At 66.5% G+C, this 21,627-nt stretch carries 23 protein-coding genes; 1 reads left to right on the top strand and 22 read right to left on the bottom strand.

Annotation, left to right across the window (positions count from 1 at the left end):
* Positions 1–8: 8 nt before the first annotated feature.
* From QT382_RS15825 to QT382_RS15865, 9 genes are all read right to left on the bottom strand, one after another.
* The gene (locus QT382_RS15825; protein ID WP_289255055.1) at positions 9–476 is read right to left on the bottom strand and encodes a hypothetical protein; all 468 of its coding nucleotides are present in this window, start codon (positions 474–476) and stop codon (positions 9–11) included.
* Positions 473–1,102: a hypothetical protein gene (locus tag QT382_RS15830; RefSeq protein WP_289255056.1), complete on the bottom strand. Its 630-nt coding sequence runs from the start codon at positions 1,100–1,102 to the stop codon at positions 473–475. Before QT382_RS15830 ends, QT382_RS15825 begins: the two co-directional genes overlap by 4 nt.
* Complete coding sequence (locus tag QT382_RS15835; protein WP_289255057.1) at positions 1,099–2,199, bottom strand: hypothetical protein; 1,101 nt, start codon at positions 2,197–2,199, stop codon at positions 1,099–1,101. Before QT382_RS15835 ends, QT382_RS15830 begins: the two co-directional genes overlap by 4 nt.
* Positions 2,200–2,218: 19 nt before the next feature.
* Positions 2,219–3,250: a type II secretion system protein GspK gene (locus tag QT382_RS15840; protein ID WP_289255058.1), complete on the bottom strand. Its 1,032-nt coding sequence runs from the start codon at positions 3,248–3,250 to the stop codon at positions 2,219–2,221.
* Complete coding sequence (locus QT382_RS15845; RefSeq protein WP_289255059.1) at positions 3,247–3,921, bottom strand: PulJ/GspJ family protein; 675 nt, start codon at positions 3,919–3,921, stop codon at positions 3,247–3,249. Before QT382_RS15845 ends, QT382_RS15840 begins: the two co-directional genes overlap by 4 nt.
* Positions 3,918–4,397: a type II secretion system protein gene (locus QT382_RS15850; protein ID WP_289255060.1), complete on the bottom strand. Its 480-nt coding sequence runs from the start codon at positions 4,395–4,397 to the stop codon at positions 3,918–3,920. The genes QT382_RS15845 and QT382_RS15850 overlap by 4 nt, the downstream gene beginning before the upstream one ends.
* Positions 4,394–4,789: a type II secretion system protein gene (locus QT382_RS15855; RefSeq protein WP_289255061.1), complete on the bottom strand. Its 396-nt coding sequence runs from the start codon at positions 4,787–4,789 to the stop codon at positions 4,394–4,396. The genes QT382_RS15850 and QT382_RS15855 overlap by 4 nt, the downstream gene beginning before the upstream one ends.
* Positions 4,786–5,241 (bottom strand): type II secretion system major pseudopilin GspG, encoded by a 456-nt coding sequence (gene gspG, locus QT382_RS15860; RefSeq protein ID WP_289255062.1) that lies wholly within the window; start codon positions 5,239–5,241, stop codon positions 4,786–4,788. The genes QT382_RS15855 and gspG overlap by 4 nt, the downstream gene beginning before the upstream one ends.
* Positions 5,242–5,364: 123 nt before the next feature.
* Complete coding sequence (locus QT382_RS15865; RefSeq protein WP_289255063.1) at positions 5,365–6,795, bottom strand: hypothetical protein; 1,431 nt, start codon at positions 6,793–6,795, stop codon at positions 5,365–5,367.
* Between the two features lie 534 nt (positions 6,796–7,329).
* Between QT382_RS15865 and QT382_RS15870 the strand changes: the two genes are divergently transcribed.
* On the top strand, positions 7,330–8,700 hold the full coding sequence (locus tag QT382_RS15870; RefSeq protein WP_289255064.1) for an FAD/NAD(P)-binding protein: 1,371 nt from the start codon (positions 7,330–7,332) through the stop codon (positions 8,698–8,700).
* On the opposite strand, the gene cysC is transcribed toward QT382_RS15870, so the two are convergent.
* From cysC to QT382_RS15935, 13 genes are read right to left on the bottom strand one after another with little or no spacing between them, the layout of a single operon-like run.
* Complete coding sequence (gene cysC, locus QT382_RS15875) at positions 8,697–9,230, bottom strand: adenylyl-sulfate kinase (protein ID WP_289255065.1); 534 nt, start codon at positions 9,228–9,230, stop codon at positions 8,697–8,699. The genes QT382_RS15870 and cysC overlap by 4 nt on opposite strands.
* A 2-nt stretch (positions 9,231–9,232) precedes the next feature.
* Positions 9,233–10,534, bottom strand: a complete 1,302-nt coding sequence (locus QT382_RS15880) for a sulfate adenylyltransferase subunit 1 (protein ID WP_289255066.1) — start codon at positions 10,532–10,534, stop codon at positions 9,233–9,235.
* Positions 10,534–11,466, bottom strand: a complete 933-nt coding sequence (cysD, locus tag QT382_RS15885) for a sulfate adenylyltransferase subunit CysD (RefSeq protein WP_289255067.1) — start codon at positions 11,464–11,466, stop codon at positions 10,534–10,536. Before cysD ends, QT382_RS15880 begins: the two co-directional genes overlap by 1 nt.
* 13 nt (positions 11,467–11,479) lie before the next feature.
* Positions 11,480–13,348 (bottom strand): polysaccharide biosynthesis protein, encoded by a 1,869-nt coding sequence (locus QT382_RS15890; protein WP_289255068.1) that lies wholly within the window; start codon positions 13,346–13,348, stop codon positions 11,480–11,482.
* Positions 13,349–13,359: 11 nt separating this feature from the next.
* Positions 13,360–13,947 (bottom strand): sugar transferase, encoded by a 588-nt coding sequence (locus QT382_RS15895; RefSeq protein WP_289255069.1) that lies wholly within the window; start codon positions 13,945–13,947, stop codon positions 13,360–13,362.
* A gap of 14 nt (positions 13,948–13,961) precedes the next feature.
* Positions 13,962–15,125: a DegT/DnrJ/EryC1/StrS family aminotransferase gene (locus QT382_RS15900; RefSeq protein WP_289255070.1), complete on the bottom strand. Its 1,164-nt coding sequence runs from the start codon at positions 15,123–15,125 to the stop codon at positions 13,962–13,964.
* A gap of 4 nt (positions 15,126–15,129) precedes the next feature.
* Positions 15,130–15,819, bottom strand: coding sequence for a class I SAM-dependent methyltransferase (locus QT382_RS15905; RefSeq protein ID WP_289255071.1), 690 nt, complete (start codon positions 15,817–15,819; stop codon positions 15,130–15,132).
* Positions 15,816–17,030: a glycosyltransferase family 4 protein gene (locus QT382_RS15910; RefSeq protein ID WP_289255072.1), complete on the bottom strand. Its 1,215-nt coding sequence runs from the start codon at positions 17,028–17,030 to the stop codon at positions 15,816–15,818. The genes QT382_RS15905 and QT382_RS15910 overlap by 4 nt, the downstream gene beginning before the upstream one ends.
* Positions 17,027–18,115, bottom strand: coding sequence for a glycosyltransferase family 4 protein (locus QT382_RS15915; protein WP_289255073.1), 1,089 nt, complete (start codon positions 18,113–18,115; stop codon positions 17,027–17,029). The genes QT382_RS15910 and QT382_RS15915 overlap by 4 nt, the downstream gene beginning before the upstream one ends.
* Positions 18,115–18,711 carry an acyltransferase gene (locus QT382_RS15920; RefSeq protein WP_289255074.1) on the bottom strand — a complete coding sequence of 199 codons (597 nt, stop codon included), beginning with the start codon at positions 18,709–18,711 and terminating at the stop codon, positions 18,115–18,117. The genes QT382_RS15915 and QT382_RS15920 overlap by 1 nt, the downstream gene beginning before the upstream one ends.
* A gap of 2 nt (positions 18,712–18,713) precedes the next feature.
* Positions 18,714–19,934, bottom strand: coding sequence for a lipopolysaccharide biosynthesis protein (locus tag QT382_RS15925; protein WP_289255075.1), 1,221 nt, complete (start codon positions 19,932–19,934; stop codon positions 18,714–18,716).
* Positions 19,935–19,941: 7 nt separating this feature from the next.
* Complete coding sequence (locus tag QT382_RS15930) at positions 19,942–21,030, bottom strand: DegT/DnrJ/EryC1/StrS family aminotransferase (protein ID WP_289255474.1); 1,089 nt, start codon at positions 21,028–21,030, stop codon at positions 19,942–19,944.
* Between the two features lie 5 nt (positions 21,031–21,035).
* Positions 21,036–21,623 (bottom strand): acyltransferase, encoded by a 588-nt coding sequence (locus tag QT382_RS15935; protein ID WP_289255076.1) that lies wholly within the window; start codon positions 21,621–21,623, stop codon positions 21,036–21,038.
* Between the last annotated feature and the right edge of the window lie 4 nt (positions 21,624–21,627).

Genomic DNA, 21,627 nt, shown 5'->3' on the forward strand with positions numbered 1-21,627 from the left:
GAAGTCGGTCAATCACGGTATTCCACCCCCAGACGGTAGGTCTTGTTGCCCAGTTGCACGCAGACCTCACCATCATCAATCCTCTTAATCATGTGTCCGCTGGGCAGGCGGTCGCCGACATGCAGTGTCTGCGGCGGTTTGCCCGGTGCCATGAAGTTGATCAGCACGCCACGCTGCTTGTCGCGCCTGAATAGGCCCGCGATGCGCCAGCGCTTGTCCTCGCTCTCGGCCGCTGCCGCGGCGGCGGCCGCAGCCCGCACTTGCGCCTCGGGTTCGAACATCGGTGATGTCACCAGCGACAGCCCGATGGCCGTCAGCTCCGGCTTGCGCGGCAGGTCCGGCAATTCCCAGCTGTTACGACGTGCCTGCACAAGGCTCGCGTCGAGCTCCACCCCGGGGGCAAGCAGCGCGCCGATCAGGGCCGCCACCACAAACCCCGACGCGTACTTGAGCCTGCTCTTGTTCAAGGCGTTCATGTGCCGGCCTTTGCGTTGCGAGCAAGTACACGAAGGTCGACTTCAGCCATGGGCACCGGCCCTTGCATTCGCAGGGCCAGCCGCTCGACGACGACCGCGCGCTCGCTGCGTGTGCATTCGCCCAGAAAGGCCATCAGCGGCGCGCGCTGCAATTCAATGCTCATGCGGGCTCGCAGCACAGCGTAGCCGCTTGGCACCGCCGGCAGTGCGGATGCAGCGACGGGATCCTGACCCTTGCCGGCTTCCACGCGCACGATGGTCAGGTCCCTGGTCTTCAGTCCCAGGCGCGAAGCCATATTGCGCAACCAGTCCTGGAGCGCCGCCTCAGTCAGGCCCAGGTCGTTGTCGTTCCAGGCCATGGTCGTCATGGCGATCTTGAGTTGCTCGGCCTCCTTGGCCCGGTCGGCCCAAGCTCGCTCGCCGGACAGGGAGCGCATGCGCGTCAACTCAGCATCCAAGGTCTTGATGCGTTCGCGCTGCAGGTCGACATGGTCCAGCGCCAGCTGCATGCCGTACAGGACCAGGATGAGCAGCACCGCCCAGACGCCCCAGCGCAGGCGGGCCGAGGCCGCCCATTGGCTGCGCAGCTCCTGCCATTGGGCAGACAGTTGTTGGGAGGCGTTCATCGCCGGCCTCCAAACACCTCAGCGGCGCTTGTCGCTGCATTGCCAAACGGGTTCGGCACCGAAGCCGCGGCCGTTGGCGCGCTCGCAGCCCGCGCAGCCCGCGCCGGTGGCCGCAGACCTTCGAGCCGCATATCGAGGACCATCAGCCCCCCCAAGTTCTCAACACGGGCTTCGGCCACGTCCTTGAACCAGCCGCCGGCCTGCAGGTCGCGCACGATGGCCGAGCGAGAGGCTTGAGGCGGCATCTGCAATCCCAGCCGCAGCTTGCTGCCCGTGAGTTCCAACTCCTTCAGCTGCGCACCCGATCCGCTGATCAGCTCGTGCAGATGAGCCATCACTTCGATGGGCAGTGGTTCGTTGAGCCACGCCGCCCATTGCTGCGCCGTGGTCGCATGACTGAGGGCCCGGTCGCGGCTGGACAGCACGTCGGCGCTGGAGGCCCGCAGGCTGGTGATTTCTTTCTGTCGCTGAAGGCTCAGCTGATGGACGTCGAAGACCTGCTTGCCGACGACTCCGGCACAAACGCTGAGGGCCAGTCCTCCAAGCATGAGCAGGCGATGCTCTCGGTCGTCACTCTGGGCCGCGCGCTCGTCCAGCCCTTCGGTCGTGGCCCAGGGCCGGTCAAGCCAGCTCAGGGCCAGCGGCTCCGGCCTGCTAGACGAAATATTCGATGGATCGGTGCCCGATGCCGTGTGCAGGAAAAGCTGCCACTCGCGCTGCTCAGGCAGGTCAGGCCACCAGCGGCTTGCGACCAGTTGGCCATCGGCCCAATGCTGGGCTTCGTAACCTTCGAGGCAGGCTTGCAGGTAGATCCCATCCTGCTCGGGACGACGCAGCAAGGTTTCAGGAACCAGGCGGCAGCGCTTCGGATCCAGACCGGCCTTGAGCAAGTCCTGGTCCGCACTTTCACCGTCCCACGCCACCACCAAACCAAGATCGCCCAGGACCACGAGAGCACAGGAGGTCGTGTCAAAGGCCTGCCATGCCGCCGCCTGCATTCGCAGTGCTGCCGCGCGCTCCGGCGCGGGGATGGTCTGGAGGCGAACCCACTTCAGTCGGCAGCGACTGCGTGACAGCACGACCTGCTGGGCGCCCAAGGTGCGTCCGCTGGCTGGCTCAAGGTGATCGCGAAGCAGCTGCGCTTGTCGGGAAGGATGGTTCGCTTGCGACCAAGGGAAGCGGAAAGGTAGGCGCAGCGGTGGGCTCATTGCTTGGACTGAGTCGGGGCGTTGAATGCTGCTCAAGGATGGTCCACGGCCCGGTCCGACCGGCCGGGGTAAGGCGCGCATTGTACTCAAGCGCCCTGGGCAAACCGGGTGCCCAGACCGTGATGCGCGAGTCCCAGCCCGGTGCAAACCAGTAGTCTTCGCGGTCCAGCGCCAGACCGGTCGCGTGGGCGGCCGCAGCCCCCGATGTCAGCAGTCCGCCCTTGCGCAGCGCAAGCAGCAGATCGATCTGGGCCGGACTTGCTCCGACCATGACCGCCTTGAGCACTTCAGCGGGTGCGGTGGCCGGGTTGAACTGGTTGCTGGGGCTGACGCTCAACCAGCGGCTCATGCGTGCCAGTCGTTCAGGGTCGTCGCGCCATAGCGGCAAGTGCTCGAGCTCACGCAGTGTCATCAACCAGTCGTTGCGAGGTGCGGGCAAAGACTGGCGCCGATAGTCCTCGCGTTCAGCGCCATTGAGTCGTCGCAGATCGTCGGTATCGAGGTAGTCGTCCAGTACATCGATCCAGGCTTGCGATTGCAGCGGCTCGACTCCATCCAGTATCAGCAGATTGCCGAGCACGGCGCGATCCGCTGAATTTACCGAGAGCAAACCGCGCATGTCCTGCACCGACACCCAGGCGCCGTAGCCTAGTGAATAGTTGCGTCCGTCCATGCGCAGCGCAGCCGATTCGTCGCCCCGGCCATCGGCCATCATGGGACGCGTCGCCATCCAGTAGAGCGTCGCCGCCTGCGCACTCAGCGCCTTGGTTCGTGCGGATGCGTATTCGTCAAAGCCCACGGCCCCTCGACGCAGTTCATCGATGCGCAGCGAGAATCGCATGGCGACAAAGGCCACCACCGCCAGCGCGGCGACGACCATCAACAGCACATAGCCTTGCTGCCGAGCGGCCGCGCCGCGCGCTGCTCGCCTTCGACTCATTGGCGCTCCCAATCGAGGCGTCGCATGCGCGGCGCCTCGTCGCTGCCGATGGACGCGAGCAAGGGTCCGCCGGTTGCCGCACCCAAGTTCATCAGAACGGCACGTGGCAGGTGCGGCACCATCGCGCCAGCAGCCGGCAGCGCGACGGGCCACTGCTCGAGCCACTGGCCATCATCCCCAAGATATTTGAATGTCGCGGCTGGTCCTTGCCATCGAAGCAGCACCACGGCCGGCTGAGCTTGCGCCAGCGACGATTCGACCTCCGACTCCAAGGACGACATCTGCAGTTCATTGCGGCGCTCGGCTGGCAAGTGCACCAATCGAAGCCTGATACGGCCCCCAGCCACTCCGGGCAGATCCAGGGCCTCGCCACTGGCAAGGCGCAGCTCCGTCGCATCCCCCTGGAACTGCGGCTTCTCAAGGTTAAGTTGCTCGGGAAGTGCGCCCTCTATCAAGCCGCGGACCCATTCACGGCGGACCATGTTGAGCTGCGACTCAGCCGTAGCGCCTTGCAGCATCAGCTCGACCCGCATCACCAGTTGCATGGCTTGCCAGAGCATGGCGCTGATCATGGCAACGATGACCATGCTCACCAGCATCTCGACCAGCGTAAAGCCGCGCAGCGCTGATTCGTGACTGGCGCGATGTTTGGATCGGGAGCACGTGCTCATCGGCCCGCCCCCTCTTTGGACTCACTGAACCCAGGCTTGGCGCGCCAGCCTGCGACCACCTGTTGCCATTCGGCGTGGACACTGCCATCAAGCCGACTGGCCTTGACGTCCAGCCTGTAGAGGCCCAGCTGCCATCGAGGAACGATGTTGGCGCCATAGTTGAACTCGTCGCGCATAGGCTCGACCAAAGTGCTGCGCCAAGCCAACTTCATCCCGGCGACCTCTCGCTCGCCGGCCGATTCGATGGCAGGGTTGAATCGACCCACCCATCCCTGCGCTTCCAGTTGCAGCTGGGCTCTGGCCTCGGCATCCTTGAGGCGCGCGGCGCCATTCAAGTTCTGGTTGATCCAGGTGAACAGCAACAGGCCTGAAGTGGCCAGCACCACCAGAGCAACGATGGCCTCCAGGAGACCAAAGCCCTTGACGAGGCCGCTGGACGTGCGGTCAGCGGACAACTTGCGCGTCGCGAGCTTCAACGGAGCAGCTCCTGGACTTCGCCGCTCACCGGCCTGATCAGCCAACGCTCGCGCCGGCCGCCTTCGATCAACTCAAGCTCGCCACCTTCGGCGGCACCACTCGCGCTGTACCTCAGGGGTCGTTTCAAGGCAAGGCGCAGGCCTTGAGGCGCTCCCGGCAACTCGGCCCGCAACTGCTGAGCATCCAGACTGATGGCCTGACCGGCAAGAAACGCCCGAATCGGCTGAGCTTCAAGGCGAGCCCGGAGGTCTGCTCGCCAACCACGCGCTTGTGCGGCTTCGAGCCATCGACCGGCCTGCGGAGCGACGATGCCTGCGGCCAACGCGAACAACGCCAACACCACCAGCATTTCAAGCAGCGTAAATCCGCTGCCGGGCCCTCTTGAGCTCACTGTGGCGGCAGGCTGCCAATGTCGGCAGCATCTCCTTCGCCACCGGGCTTGCCATCCGAGCCGAACGAATACAACGCAAAGGGCAAGCCGTCGCGGCCGGGCACGGCATATTGGTAAGGCTTGCCCCAGGGATCCAGGGGAACTCCCTCATCCAGATACGGACCACGCCAACGGCCAGCCAGAACAGGGTCACTCGGGGCCTTGAACACCATCGAGAGGCCCTCGTCGTTGCTGGGGTAGCGCCCGATGTCCAGACGCAGACTCTCGACCGCTCCGCGAAGGATCTTGATCTGAGCCGTGGCAGCGGTAACTTGGGACTTGTCCAGGCCACGGGTGACCCGCGGCACGACCAGACCGGCGATCAGGCCGATGATGACCAGCACCACCAACATCTCCAACAGCGTGAAGCCAGCGCCTCGTTGGCGGGACAAGCTCGATTCGAGTTTGGGCATGTTTGATCGATGACTTTCAGAGGGAGGGGTTGACTCGGGGCGGCCGCAATTATTCCATGTGCGAGGCACAAAAAAAGGGCGCCCGAAGGCGCCCTTTTGCGTTCAACAGAGAACGAGGCTTGCTTAGTACGAGCTGCCGTTCGTCGTGTTGTTGTTGCCGTACGGACGCTCCAGCGGCAGGAAAGCCGTTTGACCGCCGTTCAGGGCCAGGTTGTAGGCGCCCTTGATGTTGGCGACCGGTGCGTTGATCGTGAAGGTCACCGAACCACGGATGCCGCTGCTGAACGAGCAGACGTTCTTGGCGTCGATGACAGTCTGACCAGCAGCCAGGGTGCCGCTAGCAGCGGTACCCGTCGTCACGGTCTTGCCGGTTTCAGCTTGGCAAGCAGCGGTGTACGTAGCGGCCGGGCCCAGGTTCTGGAAGAAGAAGCGGGTCAGGACGCCAGTGCCGTTGTCGGTCGAGAAGTACGGAGCCGACAGTTGGACAGCGTTGGCCGTCCAGGTCCACCAGCTGGTGTTGCCACCGGCCAGGGTTTCGTCAGCGCCCGTGACCACGTCGGCCAGGACGGACACACCGAAGCTGCGGCTGGTGCCCAGCGAGGTGTTGCCAGCAGCGGTCATCGTGACAGTGACGTCTTGAGCCGTGTTGGCAGCGTTGATGTTGGCCGGCAGCAGCGTGAAGGTCGCCGAGCTAGCACCAACGGTCACAGCCGGAGCGCCGACAGGAGCAGCCACGGTGACAGGCGTCGTGGCGTGCAGGCCCGTGAAGTTCGTGCCCGAGATGGTCACAGCCATCGACGTGCCGTCAACGGTGAACTGCCAAGCAGTGGCGCCGTCCGGCTTCAGCCAGGTGGTAGCACCGCTGTTGTTGTTGACGGTGAACTTGGCGACAGCGGTCGAGGTGGTGTCAGCCGGGGCTGCGCCGCCGTTGACGAAGCCATACAGCGGGCCGTTCGTGTTGTTCACGTCAGCGGTCGTGGCGGTGTCAGCCGTGGCGGTGATGCTCAGCGCGTTGCCCGACAGAGCAGCCGTGGCGGTCACGTCAGCCGAGTTGTCGATGCGAGCGGTTTCACCCAGGTCCCACAGACCAACGGTCACGCCACCGGTGTTGCCAGCGATGTTCAGCGTGTGGGTGTCCAGCACCAGGCCGGGGAAGTTCAGCGAGACCAGGTCCGCGCCGGCGGGGCCCGAGAAGGCCGTCGTCACGTCGATTTCATAGGCGCATTCCGTGGTGCTGGCGCGCTTGATGGTCGGCGTGAACGCGCCGGTGGCAGCGCCACCCAGCGTGATCGTCGGCAGAGCGGCCGTGCAGCTGGCAGCAGTGAACGTGGCGCCGGCGGTCGGCTTGACGATCACGGTGAAGTCCTGAGCCGTGGTACGTGCAACGCCCATTTGGTAACGGATGGTCGGCAGCGTGATGTCGGTCGTACCGACCAGCGACTCAACCGCGTACTTGGTCGACGTAGCGGGCAGCGTGATCGTGCCAGCGAAAGCAGCCGATCCGCAAACCGACGCGATAGCCAGGGCGGTGGCCTTGACGGTGAACATTTTCATTAAAGGATTCTCCACAAATTGTTGGAACATGAACGCATTGATTCGCGAATCAGCGCACGATGAGCGCTCACCCATTCTATGCAGCAGCACTTCTGGGCGTCAACGACATCGGTAGATCAAGGCAGTTGCCGGTCTCTCCCTACCAATCTCGCTGCAAGCACTTGTTCCTTGCGCTATCCCCACCCCACTCCGCCCAGACATTCCAGACTTCATTTGATAGGTTGGCCGGAAGCATAGCAGACCGATCTAGCGCGATTTGCCAGACTCAGGTCCGAATCTGTATGCATTCGCCGAGTTTGTAGCGCCAATCCAACGAACATGCTTGCAATTGCTTGGCAGTTTCGTCTAAGGCTGTGGTTTTCCCGGATATCGAAAGCCTGGTGTTCAATCATCCCCACCGCCGATGCGCGGGCCTTGGCAACCAGGCCCGTGAAAAACTGCTCATGAGTGCATGCGAACATGCCGCCATTCGTGGCGGCAAGGCAATTGGCTGCCAATCTCAATAGTTCGGAACGCACTACATATCTTTACTGAATGGATTTCCTGATTGTTGGCGGTGGCTTCGTAGGCGCCGCGATGGCGTGCCACCTGCTGAAACGGGCACCAAGCGGCGCCAGCATCACTTTGGTGAATGCAAGCGGCCCGTTAGGGCGCGGATTGGCCTATGGCACCAGTTCACCTGGGCACCTACTCAACGTGCCGGCGGCACGCATGTCGTGGGATGAACGACAGCCAGATGACTTTGTCACCTGGCTTCGGCAGTCGCATCCCGAGTACGGCGGCAACGGCTTCGTGCCGCGCAGACTCTATGGGGACTATTTGGCTGCACGCTTGGAGCAGCAGCGGATGTCGCGCGACGACATTGCGTGGTCACATCAAATTGCTCACGTTGATACCCTGGCGCCGGATACACAAGGGGGATGGCGCGCGTCACTGTCAAATGGTGCGTCACTTCAGGCCTCGCGCGTCCTGTTGGCTCTTGGGAACTTTGCACCAAGTTGCCCACACTCCGGACTCTTGGGCCTGCCTTCGGATCGATATGTAGCGGACCCTTGGCACGGAAAAGCCCTGGATGGGCTCGGCATCGACGCCCCGGTCGCCATCGTGGGCAGCGGCTTGACCATGCTGGACGTGCTTGCGTCGCTGGACAGCCGCGGCCATCGAGGGCCGGTTTTGGTGCTGTCACGGCGGGGGTTGTGTCCCCAGTCACATCGTCGCAATGAGTTGCCCCCACCGTCTTGGCACCCGCAGCCCGGCTGGCTGGACCGGCCGCGCTCCTTGCTTGACCTGGCGCGGCGCGTCCGATTGGCGACACAGCAGGCTCAGGCCAACGGTCATGACTGGCGTGACGTCTGGGTCGCCCTGCGGCCTCACACGCCCGACCTATGGCGCCGCCTGTCGGCACGAGAACAGGCCCAGTTTCTGCGTCACCTCCAGGCCCATTGGGATGTACATCGGCACCGCGCTTCACCGGAGGCGATGACTCCGCTTCTCCAGGCCCAGACCGAAGGTCGGCTGCAACAGCGGGCGGGTCGCATCATCAGCGTCGAGGCCACCACAAGCGGCGCGACCGTTCTGTGGCAAGCCAGAGGATCCGGCGCGTTGAATCAATTCGAGGCCGTCCGGATTTTCAATTGCACCGGGCCCTCGAGCCGCATCGCTGACGATCGTTCCACGCTGTTTGGCAATCTGCTGGCTGCCGGACGCCTTCAGATTTGCCCGCTTGATCTGGGCATCCATGTCGACGCCAGGTACCGGCTGCTGGATGCCCAGGGCCGCCCACAACCAGGTCTGCTGTACGCAGGTCCGATGTTGCGGGCTCAACATTGGGAGGCCACGGCCGTCCCGGAGTTGCGGCAACATGCACTGGCTGCCGTGGAGCAAGCGCTCCAGGCGAATGCCTAGGCGCTCCGACGGCCCTGCACGACAGCTAGCAAGCGAAGCACCGAGTCTCCTAAGGTCTGCTCGTCGGTATCGAGCACAAGATCCGGCGACTCGGGCTCCTCATAAGGCGAGTCGATGCCTGTGAACATGGGGATCTGTCCGGCCCGCGCCTTCTTGTAGAGCCCCTTGGGGTCTCGCCGTTCACAGGCCTCCAGCGATGCGGCCACATGCACCTCGACGAATGCCTCCCGGCCAATGATCTGCCGGGCCATCTGCCGATCCGCCCGCAGTGGCGATATCAGGGCGCAGATCACCGTCACACCGGCATCGTTCATCAGCCGTGCCACCTCCGCCACGCGGCGGATGTTCTCGTGGCGATCCGCGGTGGAGAACCCCAGGTCCTTGCAAAGGCCCGCCCGCAATACGTCGCCGTCCAAGACTGCGACCTGCTCGCCGGCAAACAGGCGCTGGGCCAGCAGTTCACGCGCCAGCGTCGACTTGCCGGAGCCCGACAGGCCGGTCAGCCAGACCGTCAGTTTGCGTGGACTCATGCTCACCTCACCAGCAGCGCACCCGAGGTGCGATTGGTTGTGGGGTCCACGACGATCAGGGCGCCGCCGACGCGGTTGGCCGCATAGGGCTCCACCGGCAGCGGCTGCTGGGTCTCGATCCGCACATGGCCGATCTCGTTCACCGCCAGCTCATGCGCGTCGGCCTCCTGGAGCGTGTGGATGTCCACCTTGTGCTCGATCGCCGTGATCCTTGCCTGCACCCAGCGGTTGCCGTGGCGCACCCAGTACTTGCGACCGACCTGGGCCGCTTCGGTGTCCAGCCAGGCCAGCGTCGCCTCGAAGGCATTCGTCGGCTCGCTGGAGCCCGGCGTGACGATCCAGTCGCCGCGGGAGGCGTCGAGTTGTCGGTCCAGGAGCACGCCGGCCGATTCACCGGCCACCACTTGTGCCACCGTGCTGCCCGCCTTGCGCACCTCAACCACCCGGGCCTTCTGGCCGCTGGGCAGGATCTGGATCTCGTCCCCGGCCTGGACCTGGCCGTGGGCGATGCGGCCCCACAGCGTGCGGGGCTGATGGCCCGTGCCGTCGCCATTGGTGGCCACGTACTGCACCGGAATCGCCAGGCGCCCTTCAACCTTCTCCTGCACCGTCGGCAGCGACTCCAGCACTTGCAGGAGGCTAGGGCCCTGGTACCAGTTCGACTCCAGCGGCTGGGTGACGTTGTCACCGCGCAGGGCGCTGACCGGCACGATGGCTTGCACCTCGATGCCCGCCTCTTCGGCGAACTGGCGCAGCGCCCGGCTCACCTTGGCATAGCCCTCGGCCGGATGCACCAGCGCATCGATCTTGTTGATCGCGAACACGATGCTCGGGACTCTCAGCAGATGGGCCAGCAAGCTGTGCCGGCGGGTCTGGGGCAAGAGCGTGACCTCGGCTTGCTCCAGGTCCAGCTTGGTGATGTCCACCAGCACCACGGCGGCATCGCTGCCGGCGGCGGCCGTGACCATGTTGCGGGTGTACTGCTCATGGCCCGGCGCGTCGGCAATGATGAACTTGCGGGTGCGGGTGGCGAAGTAGCGATACGCCACGTCGATGGTGATGCCCTGCTCGCGCTCGGCCTCCAGGCCGTCGGTCAGCAAAGAGAGGTCGATCGGGGCACCGGCGGCGCGCTTCTCCAGCGTGTCGAGTTGATCGGCCAGGATGGCCCGGCTGTCAAACAGCAGCCGGCCGATCAGCGTGCTCTTGCCATCGTCGACGCTGCCGGCCGTGAGGAAGCGCAGGGCGCGATGCTGGGTGTCCACGTCGGTCTCGTGATGGATCAGGGAATTGAGAACGGCGCTCATCAGAAGTAGCCCTCTTTCTTGCGGCGCTCCATCGAGGCCTCGCTGGTGCGGTCGTCCATGCGCGTGGCGCCGCGCTCGCTCACCGTGACGGTCAGAGTCTCGGCCACGATGTCCGAGGCATTCAAAGCTGAACTCTCCACCGGGCAGGTGCAGGTCATGTCGCCCACGGTGCGAAAGCGCACGGTGGCGGTCTCCACTAGCTCGCCGGCTTCGGGCGGGGTCACCTCGGTCAAGGGCACCAAGAGCCCCTTGCGGCGGATGACCGAGCGCTCATGGGCGTAGTAGAGGGACGGCAGCGGGATGTTCTCTCTAGCGATGTAGAGCCAGACGTCCAGCTCGGTCCAGTTCGAGATCGGGAAGGCGCGGAAGTGCTCGCCCGGGCGGATCCGGGTGTTGAACAGGTTCCACAGCTCGGGCCGCTGCTCCTTGGGCTGCCATTGGCCGAAGGAATCGCGGTGGCTGAAGATGCGTTCCTTGGCGCGGGCTTTTTCTTCATCGCGGCGGGCGCCACCGATCAGGCAGTCGAAGCGGTGCTCTTCGATGGCTTCCAGCAGGGTCACGGTCTGGTGGCCGTTGCGGGATTCCAGCGGGTGAGAGAGGCGCACGGTGCCGCGGGCCATGGAGTCTTCCAGGTGGCCGACGACCAGGCGCTCGCCCATCTCGGCCACGCGCTGGTCGCGGAACGCTATCACCTCGGGGAAGTTGTGGCCGGTGTCCACGTGCAGGAGCGGGAACGGCAGCCGGCCAGAGAACTCGTTGCCCGCGACGCGGTTCTTGAAGGCCTTCTCGGCCAGGCGCAAGACCACGCAGGAGTCCTTGCCGCCCGAGAACAAAAGCGCCGGGCGCTCGAACGAGGCCGCCACCTCGCGCAGGATGAAGATGGCTTCTTCCTCGAGGTGGTTCAGGTGGGATTCGCTGATCTGCTGGGACATCGGAAAAGTAAGCTCAGTCGTGGCGCGCCGGCCGGTATTCGTCGCGCAGCAATTCTCGCAAGGCGGTGCGCACCGCCTCGTCGTCCAGGGCCTGGTCGGCCAGCGGCAACAGCCAGTCCAGCACAGCGCCGGCGGCGGCCTGGTCGTCCAGGCGGGCAATGCTGAGCCGGCTGATCGCCGTCGGCAGCGTCTGGTCGCTGTCCGAGAGCAGTTCCTCGTACAACTTCTCGCCGGGCCTCAGGCCCGAGAACACGATTCGGATCTCGTCCAGGCTGTGGCCCGAGAGCCGGATCATGTCGCGCGCCAGGTCGACAATGCGCACCGGCTCGCCCATGTCCAGCACATAGACCTGGCCGCTCTCGCCTATGGCCGCGGCCTGCACCACCAGCCGTGCCGCTTCGGGGATGGTCATGAAGTAGCGGGTGATCTCCGGATGGGTCACGGTCACCGGACCGCCGCGGGCGATCTGCTCCTTGAACTTCGGGATCACGCTGCCGCTAGAGCCCAGCACATTGCCGAAGCGCACGGCCATGAAGCGGGTTCTGTGGCCCTGGCCGGCCAGGTGGCTGATGACCAGCTCGGCCGCGCGCTTGCTGGCACCCATCACATTGGTCGGGTTGACCGCCTTGTCGGTGCTGATCAGCACGAAGCGCTCGGCACCGGCCTCGGCCGCGGCCAGCGCCGCGTGATAGGTGCCCAGCGTGTTGTTGCGCAGGGCCGCCCAGGCGTTGTGCTGCTCCATCAAGGGCACATGCTTGTACGCCGCGGCATGGAATACCAGCTGTGGCCGCTCGCGACCGAAGGCCTGGCGCAGCTGGGCCAAGTCCTTGACGTCGCCTATCAAGCGGGTCAGCGGCAGATGCGGGAAGCTCTCGCTGAGTTCCTGCTCGACCTGGTAGAGCGCGAACTCGCTGAGCTCGTAAAGCACCAGGCGCTGCGGTCCGTAGCGCGCCACCTGGCGGCACAGCTCGCTGCCAATGCTGCCACCGGCCCCAGTGATGAGCACCACCTTGCCGGCAATCGCCTCGCTGATGCCGGCCTCGTCCAGCTTGACCGGCTCGCGGCCCAGCAGGTCCTCGGGTTCGATGTCGCGCACCTGCTCCACCGCCCGGCCCGACAGCAGCTCGTCGCTGCTGGGCACGGTCAAGACATGCAGGCCGGTCGAGCCGGCCAGGTCCAGCGCACGGCGACGCTGGGCCGGCGCGGCCGAGGGCATGGCCACGATGAGATGGGTGATGCCCTGCAGCTGGCTCAGCTCGCGGACCTGGCCTATCCGCCCCAGCACCGGAATGCCGCCCACGCGCATGCCCTGCTTGGAGGCGTCGTCGTCCAGCAGGCCCACGACCACCCAGCCCTGGTGCTGGATGCCGGCCACCAGCAGGCGCCCCGCATCGCCGGCCCCCATCACCAGCGCCCGGCGCGTCTCCACCGAGCTGCCGCTGATGCGGCCCCGCATGTGCTCGTACAACATGCGGTAGCCCAACCTCATCATGGCCAGGCCAATCAGGCCCAGCACCGGATGCAGGGCCAGCACCGCGCGGGGCACGGCCCGCAACTCGGCCATCTGCACCACGGCAGCGCCCAGCGCCCCGGCGATGGCACAGGCCCAGGCCAGGCGCTTGACCTCGCCGAAGCCGCTGAAACGCCACATGCCCTTGGGCACGCGCAGGCCCCAGAGCACGCCCATGTAGAGCAGCACCAGGCCTAGCAGCACCCAGGCGTCGTAGGTCGGCCGGGCCGAGATCCAGCGCTCGAAGCCCAGGCGGAACAGATAGGTGGCCTGCCAGGCCAGCGCCACCACGGCGCCGTCGAGCAGCAGCGACAGCGGCTCGCGCCAGCGGCGGATGCGGGTCAGGAAGGCGTCGAGGGATTGCCAGAACATGGGACGGATTTTCAGCGCCGCAGCGCGCCCAGGGTGGCAAAGATCAGACGCAGGTCGCCCCACAGGCTGGCCTGGCGCACATAGTCGGCCGCCAGGGCCAGCTTGCGCGGCATCACGACCTCGATGTATTCGCGCTCCGGGTCACTGGCCAAAGCGAGCTGCTCGCTCTCGTCGCGATACAGCAGCGAGGCCGGATCGGTGATGCCCGGTCGCACCGACAGCACCAGCTCCCGCAACTCGGCCGGGTACAGCGCCACGTACTTGGGCACCTCGGGGCGTGGACCGACCAGGCTCATCACGCCGCGCAGCACGTCCCACAGCTGCGGCAGCTCATCCAGCTTGGTGGCCCGCAGGAAATCGCCGCTGCGGGTGATGCGCGGGTCGCGACCCACGGTGATCTGCAGGCCGGCGTTGTCGACCCGCATGGTGCGGAACTTGTGGATCACGAAGGGCCGGCCACGGCGGCCCACCCGCTGCTGGCGGAAGAATACCGGGCCCGGCGAATCCAGCTTGATCCAGAGCGCGACCAGCAGCAGCAGCGGCGACAGCAAGGCCAGGCCCAGCGCCGAGCAGCAGACGTCGAACAGCCGCTTCGCCATGGTTCGCGGCTCGCTCAGGGCGCCAGCACGATCTCGCGCACGGCCGTGATCACGCGTTCCACGTCGGCATCACTCATGGCCGTGTACAGCGGGATGCTGAGCATGCGCTCGTAGGCCTTTTGCGAATGCGGGAACTGCTCGGGCTTGAGGCCGTAACGATCGCGCCAGTAGGGCTGCAGGTGCAGCGGGATGTAGTGCACGCTGCAGCCAATGCCGCGGGCGAACATCTGCTCGATGAAGGCGTCGCGCTCCATCTCCAGGCTGTCGTCCAGCCGCAGCACGAACAGATGCCAGGAATGGGTGTCGCCCTCCACCGCCTGCGGCGGCATGACCAGCGGCAGATCGGCAAACGCTTCCAGATAGCGCTGGGCGATCTGCTCGCGCCGGACCTGGAAGGCCGGGATGCGCTTGAGCTGGTGCAGGCCCAGGGCGGCGGCGATGTCGGTCAGGTTGTACTTGAAGCCGGGCGCCACGATCTCGTAGTACCAGCTCGGCACCTTGGCGGTGAAGCGGTCGAAGGCATCGCGGTTGATGCCGTGCAAGCGCATCACCTTGGCCCGCTTGGCCAGCTCGGCATTGCGGGTGACCAGCATGCCGCCCTCGCCGGTGGTCATGGTCTTGTTGGCATAGAAGCTGAACACCGTGGCATCGCTGCCCATGGTGCCTATCAGCTCCTTCTCCAGCGTGGTGGGCAGGGCATGGGCGGCGTCCTCGACCACGCGCAGGCCATGGCGGCGGGCGATGTCGAGGATGGCCAGCATGTCCACCGCCAGGCCGGCGTAGTGCACCGGCAAGATGGCCTTGGTCCGCGGCGTGATGGCGGCCTCGACCAGCCTGGGGTCGATGTTCATCGTGCTCGGGTCTATGTCCACCAGCACCACATCGGCGCCCAGGTAGCGCACCACCTCGGCCGTGGCCGTGAAGGTGTGCGTCGTGGTGATCACCTCGTCGCCGGGGCCAATGCCTATGGCCTCCAGCGCCAGGTGCAGGCCGGCCGTGGCCGAGTTGACCGCGATGCATTCGATCTGCGGGTCACCGAGGAACTCGGCGAAGGCCTGCTCGAAGCGCCGCGTCTTGGGGCCGGTCGTGACCCAGCCCGAGCGCAGGGTGTCCACCACCTCGTCGATTTCCTCCTGGCCGATCTCGGGCAGGGCAAAGGGCAGGAAGGCTTGGCTCATGGGCTCAGGGTTTCTCGATCACGGCCAGCACATGGGTGCGCAGCCAGGGAATGCTGTTGAAGACGGTGTAGGCGCCGGGATGCAGGCGGCAGACCAGGCGCGCCAGCGGCGGCGCCAGCGTCACACGGCGCCAGCGCAGCTGCCCCTGCGGGAACAGCTCGCGCACCCGGCGCAGCGGCACGCCGCGCACATCGCGGTTGCGCGGATTGTCGATGATGAAGTCGTACCAGAGCACCGCTCCGCCCGGCTTCAGCCAGCTCCACATGGCTGCGGCCAGCTGCTGCTGGACCGGGTCGCTGAGGATGGACGAGAAGACGGTGGACTGCAGCACCAGGTCCTGGCTGGCCGGCGCCATGGGCGCCTGGCTGGCATCACCCAGGGTCAGCCGCAGCGAAGCCGGAAGCACCTGGCGCGCCAGCTCGTGGCGCTCGGCCAGCAGTTCTATGCCCTGCAAATGCTCCGGCGCAAAGCCCATGCGCAGCATCTCCAGCAGATTGCCGCCGGCACCGCAGCCGACCTCGGCGAGATGCCAGTCCTGCGGCCGGCCCTCGCGCCGCGCCAGCTCGCGGAGCAAGGCCCGTTCACGCTCCTGCAGCATCTGCCAGACCTCGGGCCGCAGCAGGCTGTAGCGGTCGCCCACGTCACGCCGGGCGTAGCGCTCGGCGATGGCAGTGAGCTCGCGTTCGCGGGTCATTCAAGAGCCTGCAGGAAGCGTTGTGCCAACACCGGATAGGTGTGATTGGCCAGCACGAATTCGCGGCCGCGACGGCCCATGGCGGTGCGCTCCTCGGCGCTGGTCGCTGCCAGCTTCTTCAGGCCCTCGGCCACGGCCGCGGCGTCTTCCGGTGCCACGGTCAGGCCGGCCTGGGCCTCGGCCACCGGGTCGTTGCCGGCCTCGACCGAATGCAGCACGGCGCGCTCGGCCATCAGGTAGTCCATCAGCTTGTTCGGCGCAATGCCGAAGCGGTAGATGGGGCTGCGCTGCCAGCCTATGTAGGCAATGTCGAAGCGGCGCAGCAGGGCCGGGATCTGGCGCTTGGGAATGGCGTCGAACATCGCGACATTGGCGAGGCCCTCGTCGCGGACGCGCGCCGCCAGCCGCTCCTTCTCATGTCCGCCCCCGACCAGCACGAAGCTCAGCGTGGAGTCGCCCAGCAGCTTGGCCGCATCGAGCAGCACGTCCAGCGCATTGGGCAGGCCATGGGAGCCGGCATAGCCGACCACGGTGCGGCCTGCCGCCTTCTGCATTGCCAGATGGGCGGCGATCTCGCTCTGCAGCGGCTCGCCCTCGCCTTCCCATTCTTCCAAGGTGATGCCGTTGGGCACGATGTGCAGCTTGGAAAGAATCAGCCCATGCGAGGCCATGTGCTGCTGCACCTTGGGCAGCATCGAGACCACGCGGTCGGCATCGCGGTAGGCGTCGTTCTCGGCCTTCTGGCACAGCATCGCGAACGGATGATGGGGCGACATGCCCGAGAGCTCGATGGGCGACAACGGCCAGAGGTCGTGCACTTCGTAGACCAGCTTCGCCTTCGCGAGACGAGCGACCTTGCGCGCGACCCAGACATCCATTGGATAGGTGGACGAAGCGATGACCGCATCGGGCCGGAACTCGCGCGCCAGCGCTTCGGCGTCGCCCCAGACCTGGCGGCAGAAGGACCAGATGTTGCGCACCCGGCCGAGGCCATTGCCCTGGTAGGCCGGCGTCGGATACCAGCAGTAGGAGATGCCGTCGATCTCCTCACCCAGCTTGCTCGGCTGCGTCGTGCGCACATGCGAATGCGAGGCGGCGAGTATCAGCACCTGATGGCCCAGGCGCACCCATTCGCGCGCCAGGTAGTAGGGCCGGTATTCCATGCCGTGCTCGGGCGAGCCGGCGTAGTGGTTGATCAGCAGCAGCCTCACCGGCCGGCTCCTTTCATGTCGTCTATCTCCTGCAGGCGGGCCAGGAAGCGCTCAACCGCCGGCGCGAACAGGCCATGCTCGGCCACCCAGGCGCGGTTGGCGCGGCCGGCAGCCTCGGTGTCGCCCATGTCAGCCAGCAGTGTGGGCAAGGCCTCATCGTCGCGCAGGATCAGGCCCTGACCGGCGCCTGCGCCGACCAGCTCGCGGTTGGCCGGCAGCTCGGACAGGATGGGAATGCATTCATGGGCCATGGCCTCCAGCACCGAGACCGAGACCGAGTCGCTGCCCGGCAGGCTCAGGTACCAGCGGGCCCGGGCGTAGTGGCCGGCCTGGGCCTTGGCGTCGAGCCGGCCTACGAATTCGACCCTGCCGTCCAGGCCCAGCTGGCGGACCTGCTGTTCCAGCGCCGGCCGCAGTGAGCCCTCGTTGGCGACGACCAGCCGCGCCTCGGCCTGCACCGCGGCCACATTGGCAAAGGCCGTGATCACCCGATGCGGCGCGTAGATAGGCTCCAGGCCGCGGTTGGCGAAGAACAGCCAGGGCTGCTTCTTCGCGCCCTGCTTGGGCAGGGACTCCAGGCCGAACGGGAAGGTCATCACCTCGCCCGCCCCCAGCTCCTGCATGCGCCGGGCCATGTAGAGCGAATCGGAGGTGCAGACATCGCAGGCCCTCAGCACCCGGCGCGTCAGCCAGCGGTAGGCGGCACCCTGCTCGGGCGTGACCAGGATGTCCGTGCCCCAGGCCGAGCCGGCGATGCGGGCCCTCAGGCCCCAGCCGCGCCTGGCGGCCCAGGCCAAGGTGCCATGTGAGGTCAGGTAATGGGCGTGCAGCCAGTCGGCGTCGATCTTTGCGAGCCAGCGGCCCAGGGCCGGCAGCTTGGCCAGCACAGCCACATTGCCGCCAGCATGCAGCGGGTCGGTGCTCATGGCATGGCGGCGCTCGGCCGGCACCAGGGCTTCGAACTCCGGCGTGAAGCCGCGCGACGAAGCCGCCCACAGCTGCACCTCGGGCGCCAGGGCGCGCGCCCACTTGACCAGGTGCGGGCTCTGGCCGTCGCCGATCAGCACTAGCTTCTTCTGCTTCATCATGCCTTGGGTGCGGGCGGCAATTCGCCGGCCCAGGCTTCGTAATGCGCGGCCATCCAGGGGTAGCGGCCCAGCAGCTCGGCATCGCGTTGGCGGACGTCGCCGATCTGCACCGCCGGCTGGCCGGCCATGATGGCGAAGTCGGGCACCTCGCCACGAACCTGCGAATAGGCGCAGATCACGCAGCCCTTGCCGATGTGGGCACCCGATTCGATCAGGCTGTGCGGGCCTATGAAGCTGTAGGCGCCGATGCGGATGGGCGCCTTCAGGTAGCCGGGCGGCGGGCCGGTGTGCTCCACATAGGCGCGGCCCAGCAGGCGGATGGAGCGGTGCGAGCTGTGGGTGACGATGGAGACGAAGTTGGTGATCTGCACCCCCTCCTCGATCACCAGGCCCGCGGTCGCATCAATGAAATTGAACTGGCCTATGAAGACATGGTCGCCCAGCTGCAGGCCAGATTCGCCGTCAATGCAGGTGCTGGGCGCCACGCGGGTGTGGGCCAGGTAATCGCCGGCAGCGCCGCGCTCGCCGAACACCATGCGGTAGAAGAGCGTGCGCCACAGCAGGCGACGGCAGCGGTTCAGGATGGCCCTCATGCTTACTCGTGCCTCCAATGCGCCAACGACCAGAAGAAGTAGCTGAAGTAGACCAGCATCGCCGCCGACACGCCCCAGGCTGCGCCTATCAGGCCGCCCAACTTGAGGCCCAGAGCCAGCCCGGCAACGAACATCACCTGCCCCACCAGGGCCAGCTTCAGGGCCCAGGCCTGGGCGCCCCAGGCCATGGTGGCCACCGACAGCGGCGAAGCGATGAAGTGCATGGCAATGTAGGGCGCCAGGGCCCGGGCCAGGGTGCCGGCCTCGACCCAGCGCTCGCTGAAGATGCGGGCGAACAGCCACGGCCCCCAGAGCAGCAGCACCACCATCAGCGGCAGGGCCAGAGCCATCAGCACCAGCATCGACTTGCGCACCGCATGCAGGCCCTCGGCCGGCGTCTCGGCGCCGACCAGGCGCGGATAAAGCGTCTGCGACAAGGCGCCGCCGACCAGGCCGGCCGGCGCCTTCAGATAGCGCAGGGCCAGGGCCCAGTAGCCGGCCGCGGCCTCGCCGGACCAGGCGGTGATCAGCACCAGGGCCAGGCTGTCCTGCAAGGCGCCCGCAAAAGCATGTGGCGTGTTGAGCAGCGGAAAGTCGCGATGACGCGCGGCCATGGCCTTGAGTTCGCTCCAGCGCTGGCGCCACAGGCCGGCCCAGCCGCCCGCTGGCTGGGGCTGCGAGAGCAGCAGCGCCGCCGCCAGGGCCGAGGCAATGGGACCGAGCAGCAGGCCGAGGGAGCCGGCTTGCAAGAGACCCAACACGACCTGGGCTGCGGCACCTCCACCGTACTGGACGACCCGGGCCGAAGCCAGCGCACGGAAGCGCTCGGCCCGCGTGGACCAGAGCGTCAGCCACTGGGTCAGCGCACCGGCGGCCACGGCCAGTGGCAGCCACCAGGCCAGCGGCTGGTCTTGCAATATCAAAAGGACGCCCGCAACCACGGCCGACACCGCCACCACGCCCAGCAGCACGCGGGCGCAAAGGCCCATCAGCAAGGCCGCGGGGCCACCCTCACGCTCCAGCGGCAGGGCGAATTCATAGCGGGCGCAGCCGATGACGGCAAGATTGGTCGCCAGGGTCCAGACGAAGGAGGCCTGGCCGAACTCGGTCGGCGAATAGAGCCGGGTCAGCCACGGCCCCAGCAGCAGGGGCAGCAGCTGGGCCAGCGCGCCGCCGGCCAGCAGGGTCAGGGTGCTGCGCAGCAGCCCGCCACGTCCCGGCATCGCGTACTCAGCCCAGGGCCTTGGCCAGGGCGGCCACGACGGCATCCTGCTGGGCTTGGCTCAGGTCGGCGCTCATGGGCAGGCTCATCACGGTCTCGGCCGCGGCCTCGGCATGAGGCAGGCTCAGCTCGGGCCGCGCATAGGCCGGCTGGCGATGCAAGGGCTTGGGATAGTGGATGGCCGTCGGTATGCCGGCCTCGCTCAGCGCCTTCTGCACCGCCGGGCGCTTCTGCAGCATCAGCGTGAACTGGGCCCAGACGCAGTCGCGGTCCGGCCGCACGGCCAGGCGCTGCACCGGCAGCGAGGCCAGCAGCTGCTGATAGCGATCACCGATTTCGCGGCGTCGCGCAAGCTCCCATTCGAAGCGTTCCAGCTTGGCCAGCAGGATGGCGCACTGCAAGGTGTCCATGCGGCCGCCGACGCCGACGCGGGTGTGGGTGTAGCGCTGGCTCTGGCCGTGGACGCGAATCTCGCGCGCCGCCTGGGCCAGCGTGTCGTCATCGGTGAACAGCGCGCCGCCGTCGCCATAGCAGCCCAGAGGCTTGCTGGGGAAGAAGCTGGTCGCGCCGAAGGTGGAGAGGCCGCAGCTCTTCCTGCCTTGATAGCTGGCACCAAAGCTTTGCGCCGCGTCCTCTATCACCGGGATGTTGCCGTGGCGGGCGGCGATGGCATTGATCTCGGCCATGTCGCAGACCTGGCCGTAGAGGCTCACCGGCAGGATCGCCCGGGTGCGCGGCGTGATCAGGGCCTCGATCCTGGAGGCGTCGATATTGCAAGTGTCGGGCTCGATGTCGGCATAGACCGGCACGCCGCCCAGCAGGGCGATCACCTCGACCGTGGCCGCGAAGGTGAACGGCGTGGTGATCACCTCATCACCCGGCTTCAGATCCAGGGCCATCAGCGCGATCAAGAGGGCCTCGGTGCCGCTGGCGACCGTGATGCAGTGCTTCACGCCGACGAAGCTCGCCAGCTTTTCCTCCAGCTCCTTGACCTCGGGGCCCATGATGTATTGGCCATGGTCCAGCACGCGCTGCATGCGCTCCGCGATGGGGTCGCGCAGGGCCTGGTACTGGGCTTTCAGGTCGATGAAGGGGATGGTGCTCATGGCAGGCGGCCGGGTTCGATCAGTTCGCAGCGTTCGCCGCTGAGTTGGTAGACATCGCCGCTGTGCGGGCAGACCGCGCGGCCCGCAGCGTCGAACTGAAGCTTCTCGCCGTAGCGGCTCATCCAGCCTATGCGGCGGGCCGGCACGCCGACCATCAGGGCGAAGTCGGCCACGTCCTTCTGGACCACGGCACCGGCACCGACGAAGGCATGGCGGCCAATGGTCGTGCCGCAGACGATGGTGCAGTTGGCGCCCAAGGTGGCGCCCTGCTTCACCAGCGTGCGGCGGTATTCGTTCTTGCGGGCCACGGCAGCCCGCGGGTTGTAGACATTGGTGAACACCATGGACGGCCCGCAGAACACGTCGTCCTCCAGCGTCACCGCGTCATAGACCGAGACGTTGTTCTGGATGCGGACATTGCTGCCTATCGTGACGTCATTGCCCACGTAGACGCCCTGCCCCAGCGAGCAGCGCTCGCCGATGCGGGCACCCGGGCTCACATGGGCGAAGTGCCAGACCTTGCTGCCCTCGCCCAGCTGCGCGCCCTCGTCGACGATGGCGCTGTCGTGCTTCCAGTAAGTCATCTGC

The sequence above is a fragment of the Pelomonas sp. SE-A7 genome (assembly GCF_030345705.1).
In the GTDB taxonomy this organism is placed as follows: Bacteria; Pseudomonadota; Gammaproteobacteria; order Burkholderiales; family Burkholderiaceae_C; genus JAUASW01.

Bases quoted from the DNA above. Each gene is read 5' to 3' on its own strand.
- QT382_RS15825 (WP_289255055.1), bottom strand. From the start codon at position 476: ATGAACGCCTTGAACAAGAGCAGGCTCAAGTACGCGTCGGGGTTTGTG.
- QT382_RS15830 (WP_289255056.1), bottom strand. From the start codon at position 1,102: ATGAACGCCTCCCAACAACTGTCTGCCCAATGGCAGGAGCTGCGCAGC.
- QT382_RS15840 (WP_289255058.1), bottom strand. From the start codon at position 3,250: ATGAGTCGAAGGCGAGCAGCGCGCGGCGCGGCCGCTCGGCAGCAAGGC.
- QT382_RS15845 (WP_289255059.1), bottom strand. From the start codon at position 3,921: ATGAGCACGTGCTCCCGATCCAAACATCGCGCCAGTCACGAATCAGCG.
- gspG (WP_289255062.1), bottom strand. From the start codon at position 5,241: ATGCCCAAACTCGAATCGAGCTTGTCCCGCCAACGAGGCGCTGGCTTC.
- QT382_RS15865 (WP_289255063.1), bottom strand. From the start codon at position 6,795: ATGAAAATGTTCACCGTCAAGGCCACCGCCCTGGCTATCGCGTCGGTT.
- QT382_RS15870 (WP_289255064.1), top strand. From the start codon at position 7,330: ATGGATTTCCTGATTGTTGGCGGTGGCTTCGTAGGCGCCGCGATGGCG.
- cysC (WP_289255065.1), bottom strand. From the start codon at position 9,230: ATGAGTCCACGCAAACTGACGGTCTGGCTGACCGGCCTGTCGGGCTCC.
- QT382_RS15880 (WP_289255066.1), bottom strand. From the start codon at position 10,534: ATGAGCGCCGTTCTCAATTCCCTGATCCATCACGAGACCGACGTGGAC.
- cysD (WP_289255067.1), bottom strand. From the start codon at position 11,466: ATGTCCCAGCAGATCAGCGAATCCCACCTGAACCACCTCGAGGAAGAA.
- QT382_RS15890 (WP_289255068.1), bottom strand. From the start codon at position 13,348: ATGTTCTGGCAATCCCTCGACGCCTTCCTGACCCGCATCCGCCGCTGG.
- QT382_RS15895 (WP_289255069.1), bottom strand. From the start codon at position 13,947: ATGGCGAAGCGGCTGTTCGACGTCTGCTGCTCGGCGCTGGGCCTGGCC.
- QT382_RS15900 (WP_289255070.1), bottom strand. From the start codon at position 15,125: ATGAGCCAAGCCTTCCTGCCCTTTGCCCTGCCCGAGATCGGCCAGGAG.
- QT382_RS15905 (WP_289255071.1), bottom strand. From the start codon at position 15,819: ATGACCCGCGAACGCGAGCTCACTGCCATCGCCGAGCGCTACGCCCGG.
- QT382_RS15915 (WP_289255073.1), bottom strand. From the start codon at position 18,115: ATGAAGCAGAAGAAGCTAGTGCTGATCGGCGACGGCCAGAGCCCGCAC.
- QT382_RS15920 (WP_289255074.1), bottom strand. From the start codon at position 18,711: ATGAGGGCCATCCTGAACCGCTGCCGTCGCCTGCTGTGGCGCACGCTC.
- QT382_RS15925 (WP_289255075.1), bottom strand. From the start codon at position 19,934: ATGCCGGGACGTGGCGGGCTGCTGCGCAGCACCCTGACCCTGCTGGCC.
- QT382_RS15935 (WP_289255076.1), bottom strand. From the start codon at position 21,623: ATGACTTACTGGAAGCACGACAGCGCCATCGTCGACGAGGGCGCGCAG.